The organism is Zhongshania sp., assembly GCF_041584495.1.
Classification (GTDB): Bacteria; Pseudomonadota; Gammaproteobacteria; order Pseudomonadales; family Spongiibacteraceae; genus Spongiibacter.
In genome coordinates, this window is sequence record NZ_JBFHDY010000037.1 from 1 (window position 1) to 19,676 (window position 19,676).

Here is a 19,676-nt window from a genome sequence, read left to right on the forward strand (position 1 = left end):
AAGCCAATGGCCGTACCCAGTGCGCCAAAACCAATCATCAAAGCAACAGCGATCAGTGCTAAACCCATGGTAGTTCTCCTACTTTCAACTTTAAGTTAATAAAAATGGTAATCAGTGAAACTGGTCTTCTTCTTCAATTTGATGTGCCGTTGCCATATAAACAATGGTTAACACCATGAAGACGAATGCTTGTAGGGTGATTACAAGGATGTGGAATACTGCCCACGCCCACTGCAACACACCGGCAAATATACCTAGTACTAAACCCGCACCAAACATAGTCGCAATAAGGATAAAGATCATCTCACCAGCGTACATGTTACCGAACAGTCGCAGGCCCAATGACACTGGTTTTGAGATCCAAGAAATTGCTTCTAGTGCAAAGTTAATTGGCACTAACAATATATTGACGTACCACTTGGGGCTGTGGAAAGGATGCAGGGTAAGCTCCTTTACAAATCCCATAAAGCCTTTTTTGGCAATAGTAAAGTACACCATCAGACCAAATACCGTGAAACCCATACCCAAGGTCACGTTCGGGTCTGTGGTTGGCACAACTTTAAAGAAAAAATGCGGGTTACCGGTTACCCAAGCCATAAAGGCGGGAATCCAGTCGACTGGCACTAAGTCCATGGTATTCATCAGAATAATCCACATGAAAATAGTCAGCGCCATCGGTGCGATCATGGCATTTTTATGATGAAAACCGTCTTTAACGGTTTGATCTATAAAGCCAATGATCATTTCAACTAGGTTTTGAGCGCCGCGCGGTATACCGCTGTGAGCACGTTTCGCGATCCGGGCAAAAATCAGCAAGAATAAAAAGCCAAGACCAATAGACCACAACATGGAATCAACATGGATTGCCATGAAACCCATATCTGACGCTTCGACGCCACTGTGGGCCAAAGTCCAAGTGTCAGTCGTTAAAACTTCGTGTACATGACCGGTATCATCTATACGCTCGTAACCGGCGGGAAGTTTACCGTAGGTTAGGTTGGTAAGATGGTGCTGGATATAACCAACGGTAGACTGTGATTCAGCTGCCATGTGTCTCTCTCGTAAATGTTAACGCGTTGAGCTAATCCGACGTTTTCTATATACCGCGCTTAAGCGTGGCAAGTAGTACGGCGTTCAGCAGCATAACGATTAGATATGCCAAAAATAAGACAAACACCTGCAAAGGTTTTACAAATACAAATGCGCTAGCAAACAGCCCCAGTGTCGTTATAAATTTCCCCGACTCACCCCGGTAAAAACCATGGGCGACTTGGCGTGCGTATGCCGCGCCGGTAAATCGGAATACCTGGCGCGCAAAATACGCATTGGGTATAACGGAAATCATTCCCCCGATAGCTATTGAATAGGCCGTAACCATATCCAGAGGGAATGCTGTAACACTGACCAAAAGCACAACTGCAATTTGCAATCCATATATCTTTAGCAGCGGCGGCCTAGCAATTTGATGAGCAGTGCGCGGGATTTTCCGCTGTCGATCTGCTGTCATATTGCCACCACTCTGCCCAAAATAGGCTGATTTTATGCCTGCTCTGCTTGTCTAAAAAGCGGGGCAAATTATATGGGCTATATGGTTAATGTTCAACCGATTTCAGCGCATATGGTACTAAAGTCATATATTCACGAAATCTATTTTAACTACTAAAATCAAGAATTTATCTTCTAATACCCGCTTCGGGCCATACAAACACACTACATAATGTAGGGTTTTGCACTAACAAACACAAAATACGCTATTTGATATGGTTTAGAATACCGTCTAGCTCGTCGAGGCTGCTGTACTTAATACTCAGGGTTCCCCGACCTTTGGCACTGTGTTGAATCGCCACAGGGGAACCCAAGCGCTCTGACAAGCTTTCTTGCAATTGTTTTATGTCGGGATCCAATGTCTTTTGGGGCTTGCTGCTGCCTTTTTCTTCAACAAGGCGACGGACTAATGCTTCGGTTTGTCTTACTGATAGCCCACGACTAACTACCGTCGATGCCGCAGCGGATTGCTCTTCTTGCGCTAAACCTAACAATGCACGCCCGTGACCCATTTCAATATCGCCGTTTTCCAATAAGGTCTGCACTTCTTCACGAAGGCCAGTTAAGCGCAGCAAATTGGTGATGGTAGTTCGAGATTTTCCCACTAATTGCGCTATTTCGGCATGAGTTAGCTCAAACTCCTGCTGCAGGCGCACCATGGCCAAGGCTTCTTCCATGGGGTTGAGGTCTTCGCGCTGGAGGTTTTCTATTAATGCCATCGCCGCTGCGGATTCGTCGGGAACCTCACGAATAAGTGCAGGAACTGTATCTAGGCCCGCTAATTGGCAGGCTCGCCAGCGGCGTTCGCCGGCAATAATTTCGTAGCGGCCACCGTCGATGGGGCGAACCACAATGGGCTGCATAATCCCTTGCGAACGAATAGAGTTAGCCAACTCCTCTAATGCTTCGGGCTGCATATCTCGGCGCGGCTGATAGCGGCCGCGCTGCATAAACTCGATTGGCACATTGCGCAAGCTACCATCAAGCGCTAGAGGCGTGTCAGTATCGATCGCTGCAATGGCGGGCTGTTCGTCGTTAGTTTGCTTTGGCTGAATACTTACCGGTGTCGCCGCTTCGCCCAATAGGGCATCCAAGCCACGACCCAAACCTCGTTTTTTAACCATGACTATGTCCAAGCTGTTCGTTTGCACTTAAATCGCTGGAGATTTCCGTTTTTCCGGCGCGGCGCAACATTTCGCCGGCCAAGGCCAAATACGCTAAGGAGCCTTTAGATTGCTTGTCGTAAAATAAAATTGGCAGACCATGACTCGGCGCTTCGGCCAAGCGAACATTACGTGGAATGACGGTGCTATACAATTTTTCACCAAAATGGCGCCGCAACTCGTCGGTCACTTGATTGGTTAGGCTGTTACGACCGTCAAACATCGTGCGCAGAATGCCTTCAATTTCCAGCTTGGGGTTAATCAACTGCTTCACCCGGTTGATAGTGGTAATCAACGCACTCAAGCCTTCCAGTGCATAGTATTCGCACTGCATTGGAATAATGACCCCAGTTGCGCCTGCTAAAGCGTTGATTGTGAGCATATTCAGTGATGGCGGGCAGTCTATAAGAATATAATCGTAATCACCTAGTATTGGCGCCAGTGCTTCGCGCAAGCGAAACTCCCGACCAATTTCATTTAATAATTCGACCTCTGCAGCGGTGAGATCCTGATTCGCCGGCAAGACCATAAAACCGCAGTCGGACGCCGCAACGACGGTATCAGCAACACTGCGTCCCGCCACCAAAACATCGTAAACAGAGTGCGCTAATTGAGCCTTATTGATACCGCAACCCATGGTGGCGTTACCTTGGGGGTCAAGGTCGATTAATAATATCTTACGCTTGGTCGCCGCCAGAGAGGCAGCCAAATTCACCGTGGTAGTGGTTTTGCCGACGCCACCTTTCTGGTTGGTGATTGCATATACCTTGGCCACGGAATTTTCCTGTAAATTTAGCGAAATAGGCTGAATAATCAATGCCGAGCAATAAGCAGTAAATGTCTGGCTTCCTCGACAGAGGGCACTGATAGTGTGTGCGAATGTTCGACGATAAAGTGTTTTGGAAGTTGACTCAACTCTGCTTCAGGAAAAATACCTTTCATGGCGTAGAGCTTGCCTTCTGGACTGAGCAAGGCTTCACAACCCGTTATCATATCTTTTAGCGAGGCAAAGGCACGCGAGACAATACCATCAAATAGTCTGTCACTCTTAAATTGTTCGACGCGTTCGGAATGAATACTGATGTTTGTCAACTTCAGCTGTATTTGGGCTTCAATAAGAAACCGGGTTTTTTTACCATTGCTGTCGAGTAGCGAAAATTGCTTGTCTGGAAACAGGATGGCTAGCGGGATGCCGGGTAAACCTGCACCGGTACCCACATCCAAACAATATGTTGCCGCCATGTATGGAGCGATACTCAAGCTGTCGAGAATATGGCGCATAACCATTTGCTCTGGATCACGAATGGCCGTTAAGTTATAGGCCTTATTCCATTTGTGGAGTAAGCCGACATAGCGTAACAGTAATACTTGCTGTGAGGCAGTAACGCTCAAACCGAGTGTATCAATACCTGCTGCCAGGGTCTTTTCTAAAACATCCACTCAGGCTGATTTCCTGTCTAACAATCCACGTTTCTTTAAATAAATTAATAGCAAAGACACGGCTGCCGGCGTTACACCAGGTATCCTCGATGCCTGAGCCAAGGTTTGCGGCCGAGTATTGCCTAGCTTCTGCTTCACTTCGTTCGAGAGCCCTTCGATGATGCTGTAATCAAAATCCAAGGGCAAAGACGTGTCTTCGTAACGGCGCAAGCGATCAATTTCTAGCTGCTGACGGTCGATATAGCCGGCATATTTCACGCCAATTTCAATTTGTTCTGCAATTTGCTCGTCAACAATTCCTATTGTTCTGTGCGCAAACGGGGCGAGATCAACGTATTTCAATTCCGGCCGCTTGAGCAAATCAAGCAAATTGTATTCGTGACTTATGGGCTTTTCGATTTTTTCCGCCAAAATGGCTGCTTCACTGCTGCCCGGTTGAACCCAGCAATTAGCCAAGCGCTGCCGCTCAATCTCGATATTCTCGCGCTTAGCCGAAAATGCAGCCCAGCGGGTGTCATCGACCAAGCCGAGTTCACGGCCTTTCTCGGTTAAACGAAGATCTGCGTTATCTTCCCGTAATAACAAACGATATTCAGCGCGTGAGGTAAACATTCGGTAGGGTTCTTTGGTCCCCATGGTGATTAAGTCATCGACTAAAACGCCGATATAAGCCTCATCGCGACGGGGACACCAGGCGTCTTTGCCTTGTGCGAGCAGCGATGCATTGGCGCCAGCCAATAGTCCTTGCGCGGCCGCTTCTTCGTATCCGGTAGTGCCATTGATTTGACCGGCAAAAAACAAACCTTTAACAAACTTGGTTTCCAGAGAGTATTTCAAATCCCGTGGTTCAAAATAATCATATTCAATAGCGTAGCCTGGACGAGTCATATGGGCATTTTCAAAGCCCTTGATTGAACGTACTAAGTCTAATTGGACGTCAAAAGGCAAGCTGGTCGATATGCCATTTGGGTAGAGTTCATGGGTGTTCAAACCTTCAGGCTCAATAAATACCTGATGCCCGGTCTTATCAGCAAAGCGATGGACTTTGTCTTCAATTGACGGGCAATAGCGAGGCCCAATTCCTTCAATAACCCCTGTGTACATAGGCGAGCGGTCTAAGCCACTACGAATGATTTCATGGGTGTGCTCATTGGTGTGGCTTATCCAACAACACACTTGCTCAGGGTGTTGATTGCGATTGCCCAGATAAGACATGACTGGTCGTGGGTTGTCGCCCCACTGGGCTTCAAGGCCTTCAAAATTAACGGTTTTTGCATCAATTCGAGGAGGTGTGCCGGTTTTTAGACGATCAACCCGGAATGGCAATTCCCGCAAACGTGATGCGAGTGTTAAAGATGGCGGGTCGCCTGCACGACCGCCGCTGTGGTTATCGAGGCCAATATGAATTTTTCCGCCGAGAAATGTACCTGCAGTCAGTACGACGCTGTTAGCGAAAAAACGCAGGCCAATATTGGTAACGACACCCTGAACCTGATCATTTTCGACAATAAGATCGTCAACGGCTTGCTGAAAAATCGCTAGATTTTCTTGGTTTTCTAAAATGGTGCGTATAGCGGCTTTGTATAAAACCCGATCTGCTTGCGCGCGAGTTGCTCGTACCGCAGGCCCTTTGCGGGCATTTAAAACCCGAAATTGGATGCCTGCGAGGTCGGTTGCTTTGGCCATTGCACCACCCAGGGCATCGATCTCTTTGACGAGATGACTTTTGCCAATACCGCCAATGGCCGGGTTACATGACATTTGGCCGAGGGTTTCAATGTTGTGAGTCAGTAGCAGGGTAGTTGCGCCCATACGGGCAGCGGCAAGGGCAGCTTCAGTACCAGCATGACCACCACCAATGACAATGACATCGAAATGTTGCGGATAATCCACGAAACACCTAAATCCAAAAAAATGAGAAGAGGCGAAATTATACGGGTATCCCTGAGACCTGCAATGAATTGGTGAATATTTAATCAGTACATTAGTTCATAAATCTTTATGTATATATATGTCATATATCTTATGTTTTTTATTCTAAATACTGTTATTAAGAAGCGCTATTTTGTTGATAAGTATTATAAGCACTTGATAATAAAGTATATTTTTAGATGATAACTAGGTGTTTTATCCACAGAGAGCTTGTCAGGATTGTGGGGGGTTCTTGTGGGTGAAATGTGGATAACTTTACTTCTTTTGTTTACCTGTGAGTATTGACGCTCATTCAGACCTTTTATCCACATTCTCAGATAGGCTTGTCCCAAGGCTTTTACTTAGCCAGAAGCGTATTTTTTCTTTTAAATTTGGGAGTGATACCGGTTTACTAAGGAAATCGTTCATTCCAACACGAAAACAGTAGTCGCTATCGTCCTTAAAATTATTCGCGGTGAGGGCAATTATCGGGGTATGACGATACTGGGCATGACCTCTAATCGCTTGGGTTGCTTCAAATCCGTCCATTACTGGCATTTGGAGATCCATTAAGATGATGTCAAAGTGCTGCTTCTCTATAGCGATAAGGGCTTCAGCGCCATTATTCGTCGTGACAGTGCTCATGCCCCAGCGTCGCAATATCTTGCTGACGAGAAGTTGATTAACGGGGTTATCTTCAACTATAAGTACCGCTTTACCGGCCAATATCGTTTCGTCCTGCTGCGTGTGGTGCGCTAAATCGCCGCTTATTTGGTAGGCACATGACCATCGGACGGAAAATGTAGAGCCTTCATTGTCAGCGCTTGTTAGGACTATGCTGGCGTTCATTAAGTCGCAGAGTCGGCGGACTATAGCCAGTCCGAGGCCTGAGCCACCGTATTTCCGACGGTGGCTGCCGTCGGCCTGCCGGAAACTATCAAAGATGATTTGCTGATCCTTATCACTAATTCCGATACCTGTGTCAGTCACCTTCAATTCTAAAATTGCCTGTTTGCCCGACAGTTGGAGCGCGCTTAAGGCAATAGTGACACTTCCTTGCGGAGTAAATTTAACAGCATTTGCCACCAGATTGAGTAGTATCTGGCGAATACGAACGTCATCGCCTAATAGGTTAATGTCCTTCAACTGAGGGTCTATATTGACGGTAAATTCTAAGCCTTTCTTTTTGGCCTCATAACTAAGCGGTGTGAGGATATTCTCGAAAATAGCGCTAATATCAAAGTAATTTTCTTGAAGGCGTAGTTCGCCTTTTTCAATTTCAGAGAAATCGAGAATATTATTGACGATGTTTAATAGCAGCTCGCTTGACTCCTTTGCGATAAGTAGGTAATGGCTTTGTTCGGCGTTTAGCTGGGTATTAGAGAGTAGCTGCATCATACCGAGAGCGCCATTTAGTGGGGTTCGCAACTCATGGGTCATTGTGGCTAAGAATTGGCTTTTTGCCGAGTTGGCCTTATCGGCCTCCTCCTTTGCTAGAAATAGATTTTGTAAATTATCTTTTAATTCCTGTTGTTGCTTTTCTATACTTTTAGCCATGTTATTGACATGACTCTGCAATTCCCCTAACTCACCGGGCTTTATATTTCTGATCTGCTTATAGAATTTACCTGCAATAATATTTTTTGTGAGGCTATTTATTTCTGCTAGTGGTTGTGAAAATCGTCGGCTGATAAGCCATGCAAAACCTATACATACTAAGATCGAGAGGAATGCGATTAAGCTCGATACTTTAATTATTTTCTGTTGTAGCTTTAGTAGCTTATCTCTCGACTGCTTAATACTTACTGTCCCAATTTTTCTTTCTGTTATTTCACTAATATATTCTCCGGTTATTGAGTCCTCCAAGGGAACGCTATACTGGATAATAGGTACGGTTATCTCATTGTGTTCGCTACCACTATTTTGGTTGTTATTTAGAATGAGATGATGTCCTGACTCGGCATTGAAGATGGTAATAGCGGTAATATCGCTGTCTAAGGCTGACGCCATAATATCCAATAGTTGAGAGTCGCTTCCGCTGATAATTGCGAGCTCACTCACCGCAGCGATATTTTCAGCAATACGTGTAGCCAATTCTTTTTGGCTTTGAACAGCGTCATTTAGTCGCGCGAATAAGGAATAGCCAAATAGTGCCAAAAGCAGAATAAGTGCTGGGCTTAGCACGGCAATTAGGATTTGTTTAAATATTGTATTTCTTATGAAGTAATGACGGATATTCACTTTTTAGTCATCCTTCATTATTTTAACAAGTTGTTCTTCACTGGAAATTATAATACCCAAAGATTCCGCTACATTTTTATTTGTTTTAACAACAAAATTTTTTGGATATTTTGGCTTAGGTAGTCTATTGGTTTTAATATATTCCTCCATAATAGTTATTAACTCATCAATATATTGATCGGAGCTGGTAGCCACGGATGCCAAAGCTCCCGCAGTTACAAAACCTTCATTAGGGCCAATTACCGCTGTTTGATGTCGATAACTACTTAGTAAAATTGAGCGAATAGTTTGTGAGTTGTAAATTTTATTCTCGGGAGTGGAAAGCAGTACGTCGCTATTTTGAATTACTTTACTTACCGTTCTAATATCGTCTACTTCAGTCTTGACGATTAAAAATTCTAAATCGCTATAATTATCAGATTCTTTTTTTAATACGTTTTTGTAAAATTCATTGTGGTAAGGTATTCCTACTATTATTTTTTTGTTAAATATATGAGATAAAAGTAGTAGTTGGCGTTGAATTGGCTGATCTGAGAATAATGCTGAGCTATTATTTAATTTTTTACTTTTAAAATTTAGCGAGTTTACATATAAAGCAAATTTAGCTGAGTAGCTGTCAGTGTTCATTAGAGGTAGTAGTTTGTCTGAAACTATTATTAGTAAATCGCCACGATGTTTTTCCTCCGGTAAAGCGTTTATGTAAGTTTTTATATTAAATGAATTGTTCTTTGATAATTTTTTAGAAATGTATTCAAGTTCTGATGTTTCTGTAGGCAATATAAGGTCGACCACAGGATTTTTAATTTGACTAAACACCTGTGGTATAAATATTAAAAAAATTAAAATTCCATGTAGTAACATTTTCAAGAGCTATCCTTTACCCTTGGTTTATTAGTAGCGAAGTGTTATAGATACTGATTGGCGTAATTTATTGCTGTAAATGTTGTCCTTTAATAACTCGCTATCGTCGTCGTGACGATATTGTCCCGCATAGCCTAATTCTATTTCAGTTTTGCTAAGCCTTATCATTTTTTTAATAATAATACCTGTTCTAGAAAATTTGTTCGCAGCTGTTCCTATTTCCTTTGCATAATATTTTGATATTGAAATTTGGAGGTCTGGCTTGTATTTGTAGCTTAGTAGCAAGCTTGCAGAATTTCGTGGAGTGAAACTGGTTTCTGTTAGAGTATTTGATTCATCGGTGATGTAGGCGTAATTAGCATGAAAAAGCCACTGGTGGCTAGGTCGATAATCGATCTCTGTTTCTATTCCACGTTGCTTTAGGTAGCCTTCATTAATTGGGTCAAATCGCGCTAGCGAGATGGAATTGGATATTAACTGCTCTAGTTGGTCGCTAAAAATTTTCACGTCCCATTGTAAGTGCAAAGCCGAGAAATTGCCGTAATAGCCAATTTCTCGGGACTGTATTAACTCCGGTTTGAGATCTGGGTTACCTTTAGCCGTTTGAAGTAAAATCGCAGTGGTGGGTCCGTCATTGTGAGGTCTTACATTGCGTCCTGTGTAGGTCCAGTTGGCTGATGTTTCTAATAGATCAGGGGTTCTTATCGCTTCTGAATAAATATAGCGGAGACTATTGTTCTTATTTATGTGGTAGTGAAAAGAAATACGTGGCGAGAAGTTTTTTCCTATGTCTTTTTGATATTCATAGGAACCGCCGCTATTTACTGTAAATTTAGTAGACAATTTTTTTTCTAAGTTATAAAAAAACTGATAATTATTACTTTTAAGCGTCCTTCCGTAATATGTTTCTGAGCTTACTTTCGATTGTTTTAAGTGAACTCCGGCAACGCTCGTCAGACTTTTGTTCCATATATAGGTATCTTGAAAGTCAATATCGTGGCGATTTACTTGCTGATCTTCGTTGGCATCGACAAGAATAAAATCGGCTGGATTTTGATTTAAGTTAGTATAATAAGGTGGAATTTTCGCCGTCCAACGGTGAATTTGTTGTTGGCCAGAAAAGTCATACTGGACTTTAATGTGATGGAATACCGAGAGTTCATTTTCAAATTTTGTAGAAAAATAATAATCATTAACTTTGGTATTTGGCGAAGTTACATCGATATCAGAATAGTCGTCGGTAACACGCCCTTCCTTATACCCTAAACTTAGACTTAAGCTCCCGCTATTTAATTGACGCTCGTAGCGTGTATTAATGAGCTGCAGTGTTTTGCTATCTAATCGCTCTTTACCATTATTTCTTATATCAAAGCCATCGTCATGGCGACTGGCTAGGCTTACGCGGTAGTGACCACCAAGATATTCACCTGCGTGGCTGATCCGGTAGTTTTCGGTATGTTCTGAACCTCGCTCGACGCTGGCTCCTAAATGGGTAATATCAGCGGGATGGCGTGTAATAATATTAATTACACCGAGAAAAGCATTGGCGCCATAAGTCGCGGTAGCCGGACCGCGTACGACTTCAATACGCGCAATGTCTTCTATTGTTATAGGAATATCATTCCAATCAACGGTTGCCAAGCCCGCTTGGTAAACTGAGCGACCGTCGATCAATACTTGCATACGCCTGGAGTCGCGGTAATTACTGCCGTGATAACTTACGACATAATTCCAACCGTCGCGAGCACCAACAGAGGTGCCGGGAATGAGTCGAAATAATTCTGGTATTTCCCTTAGTCCTGATGCGTCTATCATGTCGCGGTCAATAACACTCACGCTCGCAGGTACTTCGCTGCGATTTTGTTTAAGGCGAGCAGGCGTTAAAACGATTGGCAATTCTTCATTTTTAAGGAAGTTTGCTTGTAGAGGGGGTGCTAGGTTTAGGATTACGATACCTAGCAGGAAAGGCTGATATTTACGGGCACTGGACATCCGCTAACCTTAGTTTTTTTCAGACGGTATTCAGTGTAGCGTTAATAGAGGGATTTTGACTATTGCTTGTCGCTGATCAGACGATTATTTACCAATACAAAAGCTGGAAAAAATTCGACCTAGTAGATCGTCGGAGTTGAATTCGCCCGTGATCTCTGCCAAGGCTTGTTGGGCTATTCGTAGTTCTTCAGCCAATAATTCCCCAGCATTGTAATTGAGCAGTTGTTGCTCACCAGCGTGGATGTGCTCACGACCGAGGTTTAGCGCTTCAATGTGGCGTCGTCGAGCAATGAACGGTGTGTCGCCGTCGTTAAAGCCAACACAGGATTTTAGGTGCTCACGCAGGAGATCGATACCTTCGGCGTGTTTTGCAGAGAGGTATATCCGCGCAATTTGACCATTTTCGATTGTTACTTTATGCCCAGATAGGTCGGATTTATTGTAGATGATACTGAGTTTTTGTTGGTCGATAAAAGGTTGTAATTCGCTGGGTATGGCGTCGCTTTCAGCTTCTGCGGTTTGACCGTCTATAACGAGTAGAATACGGTCGGCATTGGCTATTTCGGTCCAGGCGCGCTTTATTCCCTCTTGTTCGACTAAATCTTCGCTGTCGCGCAAACCGGCGGTATCAATGATGTGTAGGGGCATGCCATCTATGAGGATGTTTTCTCTTAAAACATCTCGGGTGGTGCCAGGAATATTGGTGACGATAGCGGATTCTCTACCAGCAAGCGCATTTAATAGGCTGGATTTACCGGCGTTGGGTCTGCCTGCGATGACAACCGTCATACCTTCGCGGAGGATGCTGCCTTGTTTCGCTGAGGCGAAAACTCGTTCGAGATTATGTTTTATGGCGCTTAGTTCACTGGCAACACGACCATCGCTTATGAAATCGATTTCCTCTTCGGGGAAGTCGATTGCGGCTTCAACATAGATACGAAGTTGGGTAATGGCTTCTACCAGCTGGTTTATCTCTTTGCTGAATTCACCTTCTAAGGAGCGTACTGCCTGACGGGCGGCTTGTTCTGATGCGCTGTCAATTAAGTCGGCAATAGCTTCGGCCTGGGCGAGGTCAATTTTGTTGTTGAGGAAAGCTCGCTCTGAAAACTCGCCCGGCCTTGCCATTCTGGCGCCAGCTTTGATTACTTCACGCAGCAGGCAATCAAGAATAATTGGGCCGCCGTGACCTTGCAGCTCAAGCACGTCTTCGCCAGTAAAGGAGTTGGGGCCAGGGAAATAGAGCGCAATGCCTTGATCTAGGCTGCGCGGGCCGTCATCGCTGGCTTCATAAAAGCTGCCGTAGTGGGCGTAGCGCGGTTTTAGGTCTGCTTTGCCAAGGAGGCGGTGGCCAATTTCTTGGGCTTGAGGGCCAGATACTCTAACGATGCCTACGCCGCCTTTTCCGGGCGGCGTGGCGATTGCGGCAATCGTATCTTGATAGCTGGTTTGCATAGCGGCTATCAGCGGGTGGGTAGCCCACTCTTCTCAATACGTTTGGTAATAAAATACTGCTGAATAATCGATAAGGTGTTGTTAACCACCCAGTACAAGACTAAGCCTGCGGGGAAGAAGAGGAAGAAAAAGGTAAACACCACCGGCATCCACTGCATAATTTTAGCTTGCATTGGGTCTGGCGGCGGCGGATTGAGACGTTGCTGGATGAACATGGAGACGCCCATCACTAACGGCAAAATGAAATAGGGGTCCATTGCCGACAAGTCATCAATCCACAAAATGAACGGTGCGTGGCGTAGCTCAATGCTTTCCATTAATACCCAGTATAGGGCCATAAATACCGGCATTTGCACGACCATTGGCAAGCAGCCGCCAAGCGGGTTTATTTTCTCAGTTTTATAAAGCTCCATCATGGCCTGTGATTGCTTTTGGCGATCGTCGGCGTAGCGCTCCTTAAGTTCTACTAACTTAGGCTGAACTTTGCGCATATTGGCCATAGAGGTAAATGCTTTGGCGTTAAGCTGGAAGAAGGCCGCTTTCACTAACATTGTTAAGCCAATTATGGCGAAACCCCAGTTGCCAAGCACGCCGTGGATTTTGGTGAGCAACCAGAATAAAGGCTGCGCAATCCACCAGAGAAAGCCGTAGTCAACGGTTAACTCGAGGCCAGGTGAGATTTCCTGTAAGCGATACTGGTCCTTCGGGCCGGTATAAAATGAAGCGGCAACACTACCTTGGCTGCGGGGTTCAACTGTTACGGCGGGGCTGGTAACGCGGGCAATATTTATGCCTTGCTTGGTAACAATGGTGCTGAGTTCGTTAACACTTTCAGCGTTGGGTACCCAAGCACTTAAGAAATAGTGTTGGCTAATGCCGATCCAACCGCCATTGACTGCGGTTTTTAGGGGCTTGTCTTTCATTTTGGCAAAGGCCAATTTGGTGTATTTGTCTTCATTATCGGCATAAGCAACGCCCATAAAGGGTTTCATTGCAAACATACCGCCTTCGCCGTCAACGCTCGGGTCGGTGCTATTGCCGCGCTTTAATTGACCGAAGAAGCTTGCTTGAAATGTTGAATCGCTTTGGTTGTCGATCAGGTATTCGATTTTAATCAGGTATTCGCCACGCTTGAAATGGAAGCGTTTGACGATGTTGATTTGATCGTTGTATTGATAGTGAAGATCGACATTAATGGATTCGCTATCGTCGGCAAGCTCATAACTGCCGGTGTTGGCTATAAACTGTGGGCGGCCCTTAGATGTATCCGTCGCATTTTGACCGATTAAGCCGCTTTGGGCGATGTAATCGCGGTTCTCGTTACTTTCTAGAATAACAAAAGGGTCGTCTGACTCTAGGTTAGCCGTGTATGCAGGTAAACCAGCGTAGACAATATCGCCACCATGCAGATCGATTTTAATATTTAGAACGTCAGTGCTGACAGTTATGACGCCGCTGGTGTTGGTAGTGGTTGGCGCTAAGCTACTGCTCTCAGTATTTTGATTGAGAATCGGTAGATCGCTATCGCCACTGCTCGTTACCGGTGATACGCCCTTATTAGTTGCGGCGGCGCCGGCAATAACAGTTTCTGGCCCCTCAAAATTTTTCCACTCAATCAATAACATAAAAGAGAGGGCAGCGATGGCGGCGATAAGGAGATAGCGCTGAATATCAATCATTGCTTGAATGCCTTGAAAGTTTGAGTTCGGTTGGATGACAGTGGCAGGATGGTACAGGATCGTAGCCACCGCGGCTAAAGGGGTGGCAGCGGAGCAGACGTTTAATGCCTAAAAAGCTGCCATGGAGTGCGCCGTGGTGCTTTATTGCGTCGATGGCGTAACTGGAGCAGCTAGGATAAAAACGACAGTGCGGAGCCATCAGCGGACTGATAAACAGGCGGTAGAACGAAATGCAGGCGATAAGCAACCGCTGCATAGTATTTAACCCTCTCGCTGACGGAAGCGCTTTTCAGCTCGTTTTTCTAATTGCAGCCAAAGCTGATTACAAATTTCTTGCATTTTGGTGTTATCAAGTTGGTCAAGACCACGTCGAGCGAGCACGATAACATCAATACCCTTCAAATTAGCTTGATTATGCCTGAAGGTTTCTCTGATGTTGCGTTTTACTCTATTGCGCTGAACGGACAGGCGCACATTTTTCTTCGCAATCACTAAACCCAGTCGAGGTCGATCTAAATTGTTTTTTCGCGCTAAAAACAATATTTCAGCAGAAGAAACTTTCAGGCGCGACTTATCAAACACCGCTTGGTATTCGCTGGCGTTTAGCAGGCGCAGTGCTTTTTCAAATTGAAAACTCACTGCGTTGCCAGTGATATTACAGGTCTGAAATTTAAGCTGACAGTACCGCGCGGCCTTTAGCACGACGACGGTTGATCAGCTTGCGGCCGTTCTTGGTAGCCATACGTGCACGAAAACCGTGGTTGCGGGCTTTTTTCAGATTGCTTGGTTGAAAAGTTCTTTTGCTCATGATCTCTGACCTTGACTAAATTAGCCGACATAGCAGTCGGCGCTGCTCGAGTTTGTAAACCCAATACAGCGAAAAATCGGATCGCGAATTTTAGTGGACATTACGCTTAATAGCAATGCTTTGCCATGGTTGGTGCGGTGCTTTTGGGTATTTATTGTTGTGATGATTGGGTACAGCTTGTTAAAGGTTTATCCACAGTTGTTTTATATGGTTATCCACAGGTTGAAAGAAGGGTTTTATTTCCGGAAGGGTTGTCGTGATTTTCGTTTATCACATTGAAAAAGAAGGAGTTTTTTTTTGGGGTTGAAATAATATTTATGATATTGTGTGGATAACTTTGTTTGTGGGAGGTAGAATAGCAGCTCGTAAAATTCGCTTTATTTACGGTTATTGCTAAGCCTGCGCAATGCAGCTGCACCTGGATATTTGGTGGTAATAAGCGTAAAAGCCATTTTTGTCTTTTTCTACACTATTTTGGAGAGCAGCGTTGTCGGAAGCTACTTGGCAGAAATGTATTGCACATTTGCAAGACGAATTGCCAGCCCAGCAATTTAATACCTGGATTAGGCCATTACAGGTTGAACTTGCTGGCGATCTGATTTCGCTGTCTGCGCCTAACCGCTTTGTAAGAGATTGGGTGAACGATCGGTTTTTTACGCGAATTATAGAGTTAGTCGCAGAATTGTCCCCCACGGATCGTAAAATGGTTGTTGAGCTGGGGGTTATTGATCGCCAGTCGCCCCAGGTACGCAATACCGCCGTTCGGCAAAATGCGCCGGTATCTGCACAGCCTTTTACGCAGGGTGCCCATGTTGTCGGCGGCTATTCTCCCGATTCGCGACAGAGCCCCCCGGGTGGTGTTTCTGCGCATCAGCAACATCAGCAGCCAGATTCAAGTATGGCGAGACCTCAGGCGCCGGCGATTATTACCTCGGCGCAAAATATTGGTGGTCAGCGGCAAGTAGAGGTTGAAGGCGGAATACGGCACCAGAGCTCCTTAATGGAGGGCTACACTTTTGATACATTTGTTGAGGGTAAGTCCAATCAGTTAGCGCGGGCGGCAGCCAGTCAGGTTGCTAGCAACCCTGGTCGGGGCTATAACCCATTGTTTTTGTATGGTGGTGTAGGTTTAGGGAAGACCCATTTGATGCATGCGGTTGGGAATTCGCTGATGCAGCAAAACCCGAATGCGAAGGTCGTTTATCTGCATTCGGAGCGCTTTGTCGCCGATATGGTAAAGGCCTTGCAATTAAACGCAATAAACGAATTTAAGCGCTATTATCGTTCGGTAGACGCCTTACTAATAGACGATATTCAGTTCTTTTCCGGCAAAGACCGCTCGCAAGAAGAGTTTTTTCACACTTTTAACGCCTTGCTAGAGGGTGGTCAGCAAATGATTTTGACTTGCGACCGTTATCCCAAAGAGATTAAGGGTCTGGAGGAGCGCCTTAAATCGCGTTTTGGCTGGGGACTTACGGTGGCGGTAGAGCCGCCCGAATTAGAAACCCGTGTGGCGATTCTAATGAAAAAGGCGGAGCAGGATAAGACGGACTTGCCATCAGAGGCCGCGTTTTTTATTGCCCAGCGGGTACGGTCTAATGTGAGAGAGCTCGAAGGCGTGCTTAAGCGGGTTATCGCCAGTTCGCGATTTATGGCTAAGCCTATTGATATTCCTTTAATCAAAGAATCGTTGAAAGATTTATTGGCGCTGCAAGATAAGCAAGTGAGCTTGGACAATATTCAGCGCACAGTGGCTGAGTATTACAAAATTAAAGTGGCGGACTTAATGTCCAAGCGCAGGAGTCGCTCGGTGGCGCGGCCTAGGCAGGTGGCTATGGCGCTGTCTAAAGAATTAACAAATCACAGTCTTCCTGAAATTGGTGAGGGCTTTGGCGGTCGGGACCACACGACAGTCTTACATGCATGCAGAAAGATCAAAGAACTTCGGGAAACTGACGGCGATATGAGAGAAGATTATCAAAATTTGATCCGCCTGCTTACAAGCTGATGTCTTAAAGTGGCTTTATATAATAAAGTAATAGAATGGTCGGGTGTTTTTGGTGGAAAGTCGTTTTAAGGCCACCAACCTTGATATTTATGATAAGGAACAGGAACCGAAAGCATGAAATTTTCGATTTCGCGGGAAGCGTTGATTAAGCCCTTAAATTTAGTTGCAGGTGTAGTCGAGCGCCGTCAAACACTACCTATTCTGGCGAACGTTCAGTTGGTTTTAGCGGGTCAGGAGTTGGCGCTTACAGGGACAGATCTCGAGGTTGAACTTATTGGTCGGGTCCAGCTGCCCGAAGGAGCGATACAAGGCCTTGGTGAGATTACTATTCCAGCGAAAAAACTGGTGGATATTTGTAAAGCCCTTCCCGACGGTTCTGATATTAGTCTGCAGCTGGACGATCAGAAGCTAATAATAAAGTCTGGGCGTAGCCGCTTTCAGCTCTCTACTCTGCCTGCAAATGATTTCCCCAGTGTAGATCGAGCCAAGGGTGGTCAGGCGTTTATCTTAAAACAAGGGGAGTTGAAGCGGTTAATTGAGCGCACTAGCTTCGCAATGGCACAACAGGACGTCCGTTATTATTTAAACGGCATGTTATTCGAGCTCACCAACGGGCAATTGCGCTTAGTTGCTACCGATGGCCACCGCTTGGCGATGGCGACCTATGTTGGGGATATTAACGTAGAGCAAGGCGCTCAAGTTATTGTTCCGCGCAAAGGTGTAGTGGAGTTAGCACGGCTATTGATCAATGAAGAGGAAGAGGCAGAAGTTATCGTCGGTAATAATCATATTCGGGTTATTACTAATGACTTTACCTTTACCTCTAAGCTTATTGACGGCAAGTTTCCAGATTACGAACGAGTTTTGCCTCGCGGTAGCACTAAAGTGGTTTTGGGTTCACGGGCCGATCTGCGTCAGGCGTTTGCACGAACCGCGATTCTGTCAAATGAGAAGTACCGCGGTATACGGATGTTGCTAAGCAGTGGTGAGCTTCGGATCGTTGCCAATAACCCTGAACAAGAGGAAGCTGAAGAAACGGTTGCAGTAGATTATCAGGGTGAAAATCTTGAAATCGGCTTTAATGTTAGCTACCTGCTGGATGTGTTGTCGGCAATTAACGGTGAAACGGCGCGATTTTCGCTGTCTGACGCTAATAGTTCGGCGCTGGTTGAAGAGTCCGATGGCAGCGATTGCCAGTACGTTGTCATGCCAATGCGGCTTTAAGTGAGAACCTCGTCGGTCTCTCGCACCGTGATATTTGCTATGCCACATACAATAAAGTGGGGTCTGTATGCGCCCCACCCTTCCCTTCCCTTCTGTATGAAATTCTCGTCTTTGGTGTTGATTTAAGTGCGTATACGTAAACTCAACATTCATAGTTTTAGAAATTTAAAATCGACCAGTTTGATTGATTTGCAGGACTTCAATTTTATACACGGTCTAAATGGTAGTGGTAAGACGAGTATATTGGAGGCCATACATACTTTGGCCCTCACTCGCTCCTTCCGTTCTCGAAAGATGCAAACCGTTATTTCATTTGATCAAGACGCCCTAACTGTTCGCGGTGAATTTGGTGCAGTTGGGCGAAAGCGTAATGACGGTCAACGGCCGCCAGAAGATATTTCCTCGATTGGTGTTCGGCGATCTCGTCAGGATTTGGTGCTTGTTAAGGTAAATGGTGAGAAGTTTGGGTCGGTAGGTCAGTTGGCTGGGGTTCTTCCGGTTCAAGTTATTAATCCGGCGAGCTTCGAACTGCTCGAAGGGAGCCCTGGAATTCGGCGACAATTCCTAGACTGGGGAGTGTTCCACGTGAAACATTCAGGTTTTTTTGAATTGTGGCAGCGGTACAGGAAGGCGCTACAACAACGTAATTCTTTGCTCAGACGTGGTAATATAGACGCTTCAGTACTCGCGCCTTGGGATGCTGAATTATCGACTACAGCGGCGCTTATCACGGCTGCGCGGCTGCGCCATTTTGACGAGTTAGCGATCGCCTTTGATAGTGTATATCACCAGCTTTTACGTAACAGTGTGGTGTTTTCGGGTTTGGATGATTTAGTGCCAGATTCGATGCCCGCGCTGAGCTTAGAGTTCTTTGGTGGGTGGAAGGATTTTGATGAGCGCGGCTATGCCGAGGTATTAAAGGACGACGTGGCGCAAGACCTCCGAGCAGGGTTTACTCGGAGTGGGCCTCATCGCGCAGATATAGATTTGAAGTGCGGCACGCTTAGAGCTGGAGAAGTGTTGTCTCGAGGCCAAATTAAGACCATCGTGTGCGCACTAAAGTTGGCGCAATCAAAAGTGCTGTTGGATCAAGGTATCCCGACTGTATTTTTGATTGACGACTTAGCGGCAGAGCTCGATGAGAGCCGGTGTAGGGCTGTTTTTTCCGCGTTGGTAGATTTAGATGTTCAGGTATTTGCTACGGCCGTTAAGGAATCAGACTTGCGTAATGATTGGTGTCGCGACAAGCCCTTAAAAAGGTTTCACGTGGAACATGGCATTGTTACGCCGTTAATGTAATTGCGATTATAAATTCGTTAATCGAGGGTGTGTCAGGCTAAATGCGGGTACTT

The 19,676-nt window shown here is 45.4% G+C and carries 17 protein-coding genes; 3 read left to right on the forward strand and 14 right to left on the reverse strand.

The features are described from left to right. Nucleotides 1-111 precede the first annotated feature (111 nt). The 14 genes from atpB to rpmH form a co-directional block, all read right to left on the reverse strand. The gene (atpB, locus tag ABYP33_RS08320) at nt 112-1,050 is read right to left on the reverse strand and encodes a F0F1 ATP synthase subunit A (RefSeq protein WP_373090308.1); all 939 of its coding nucleotides are present in this window, start codon (nt 1,048-1,050) and stop codon (nt 112-114) included. A gap of 46 nt (nt 1,051-1,096) precedes the next feature. After that, a complete protein-coding gene (locus tag ABYP33_RS08325) occupies nt 1,097-1,429 on the reverse strand; it encodes an ATP synthase subunit I (protein ID WP_373090309.1) in 333 nt (110 codons plus the stop codon). Between the two features lie 322 nt (nt 1,430-1,751). Further along, nucleotides 1,752-2,669 carry a ParB/RepB/Spo0J family partition protein gene (locus tag ABYP33_RS08330; RefSeq protein ID WP_373090310.1) on the reverse strand — a complete coding sequence of 306 codons (918 nt, stop codon included), beginning with the start codon at nt 2,667-2,669 and terminating at the stop codon, nt 1,752-1,754. Beyond that, complete coding sequence (locus ABYP33_RS08335) at nt 2,662-3,483, reverse strand: ParA family protein (RefSeq protein ID WP_373090311.1); 822 nt, start codon at nt 3,481-3,483, stop codon at nt 2,662-2,664. The genes ABYP33_RS08330 and ABYP33_RS08335 overlap by 8 nt, the downstream gene beginning before the upstream one ends. A gap of 38 nt (nt 3,484-3,521) precedes the next feature. After that, nucleotides 3,522-4,148: a 16S rRNA (guanine(527)-N(7))-methyltransferase RsmG gene (rsmG, locus tag ABYP33_RS08340; protein ID WP_373090312.1), complete on the reverse strand. Its 627-nt coding sequence runs from the start codon at nt 4,146-4,148 to the stop codon at nt 3,522-3,524. Continuing rightward, complete coding sequence (gene mnmG, locus ABYP33_RS08345; RefSeq protein ID WP_373090313.1) at nt 4,149-6,041, reverse strand: tRNA uridine-5-carboxymethylaminomethyl(34) synthesis enzyme MnmG; 1,893 nt, start codon at nt 6,039-6,041, stop codon at nt 4,149-4,151. A 327-nt stretch (nt 6,042-6,368) separates the two neighbouring features. Continuing rightward, complete coding sequence (locus tag ABYP33_RS08350) at nt 6,369-8,300, reverse strand: response regulator (RefSeq protein WP_373090315.1); 1,932 nt, start codon at nt 8,298-8,300, stop codon at nt 6,369-6,371. Nucleotides 8,301-8,303: 3 nt separating this feature from the next. Beyond that, entirely contained in the window at nt 8,304-9,167 is an 864-nt protein-coding gene (locus ABYP33_RS08355) for a hypothetical protein (RefSeq protein ID WP_373090316.1), read from the reverse strand. A gap of 24 nt (nt 9,168-9,191) precedes the next feature. After that, nucleotides 9,192-11,153: a TonB-dependent receptor plug domain-containing protein gene (locus ABYP33_RS08360; protein ID WP_373090317.1), complete on the reverse strand. Its 1,962-nt coding sequence runs from the start codon at nt 11,151-11,153 to the stop codon at nt 9,192-9,194. A gap of 84 nt (nt 11,154-11,237) precedes the next feature. Next, nucleotides 11,238-12,605, reverse strand: coding sequence for a tRNA uridine-5-carboxymethylaminomethyl(34) synthesis GTPase MnmE (gene mnmE / locus ABYP33_RS08365; protein ID WP_373090318.1), 1,368 nt, complete (start codon nt 12,603-12,605; stop codon nt 11,238-11,240). Between the two features lie 8 nt (nt 12,606-12,613). Further along, the gene (gene yidC / locus ABYP33_RS08370; RefSeq protein WP_373090319.1) at nt 12,614-14,284 is read right to left on the reverse strand and encodes a membrane protein insertase YidC; all 1,671 of its coding nucleotides are present in this window, start codon (nt 14,282-14,284) and stop codon (nt 12,614-12,616) included. Then, nucleotides 14,277-14,540: a membrane protein insertion efficiency factor YidD gene (gene yidD / locus ABYP33_RS08375; RefSeq protein ID WP_373090320.1), complete on the reverse strand. Its 264-nt coding sequence runs from the start codon at nt 14,538-14,540 to the stop codon at nt 14,277-14,279. The genes yidC and yidD overlap by 8 nt, the downstream gene beginning before the upstream one ends. Before the next feature lie 5 nt (nt 14,541-14,545). Beyond that, entirely contained in the window at nt 14,546-14,923 is a 378-nt protein-coding gene (gene rnpA / locus ABYP33_RS08380; RefSeq protein WP_373090321.1) for a ribonuclease P protein component, read from the reverse strand. A 31-nt stretch (nt 14,924-14,954) separates the two neighbouring features. Further along, complete coding sequence (gene rpmH / locus ABYP33_RS08385; RefSeq protein ID WP_008253103.1) at nt 14,955-15,092, reverse strand: 50S ribosomal protein L34; 138 nt, start codon at nt 15,090-15,092, stop codon at nt 14,955-14,957. 487 nt (nt 15,093-15,579) lie between these two features. On the opposite strand from rpmH, the gene dnaA reads away from it, so the two are divergent. From dnaA to recF, 3 genes are all read left to right on the forward strand, one after another. Beyond that, complete coding sequence (gene dnaA, locus ABYP33_RS08390) at nt 15,580-17,100, forward strand: chromosomal replication initiator protein DnaA (RefSeq protein WP_373090322.1); 1,521 nt, start codon at nt 15,580-15,582, stop codon at nt 17,098-17,100. A 114-nt stretch (nt 17,101-17,214) separates the two neighbouring features. After that, nucleotides 17,215-18,324, forward strand: a complete 1,110-nt coding sequence (gene dnaN / locus ABYP33_RS08395; protein ID WP_373090323.1) for a DNA polymerase III subunit beta — start codon at nt 17,215-17,217, stop codon at nt 18,322-18,324. 126 nt (nt 18,325-18,450) lie between these two features. Further along, nucleotides 18,451-19,623 (forward strand): DNA replication/repair protein RecF, encoded by a 1,173-nt coding sequence (gene recF / locus ABYP33_RS08400; protein WP_373090325.1) that lies wholly within the window; start codon nt 18,451-18,453, stop codon nt 19,621-19,623. The last annotated feature ends 53 nt before the right edge of the window (nt 19,624-19,676 follow it).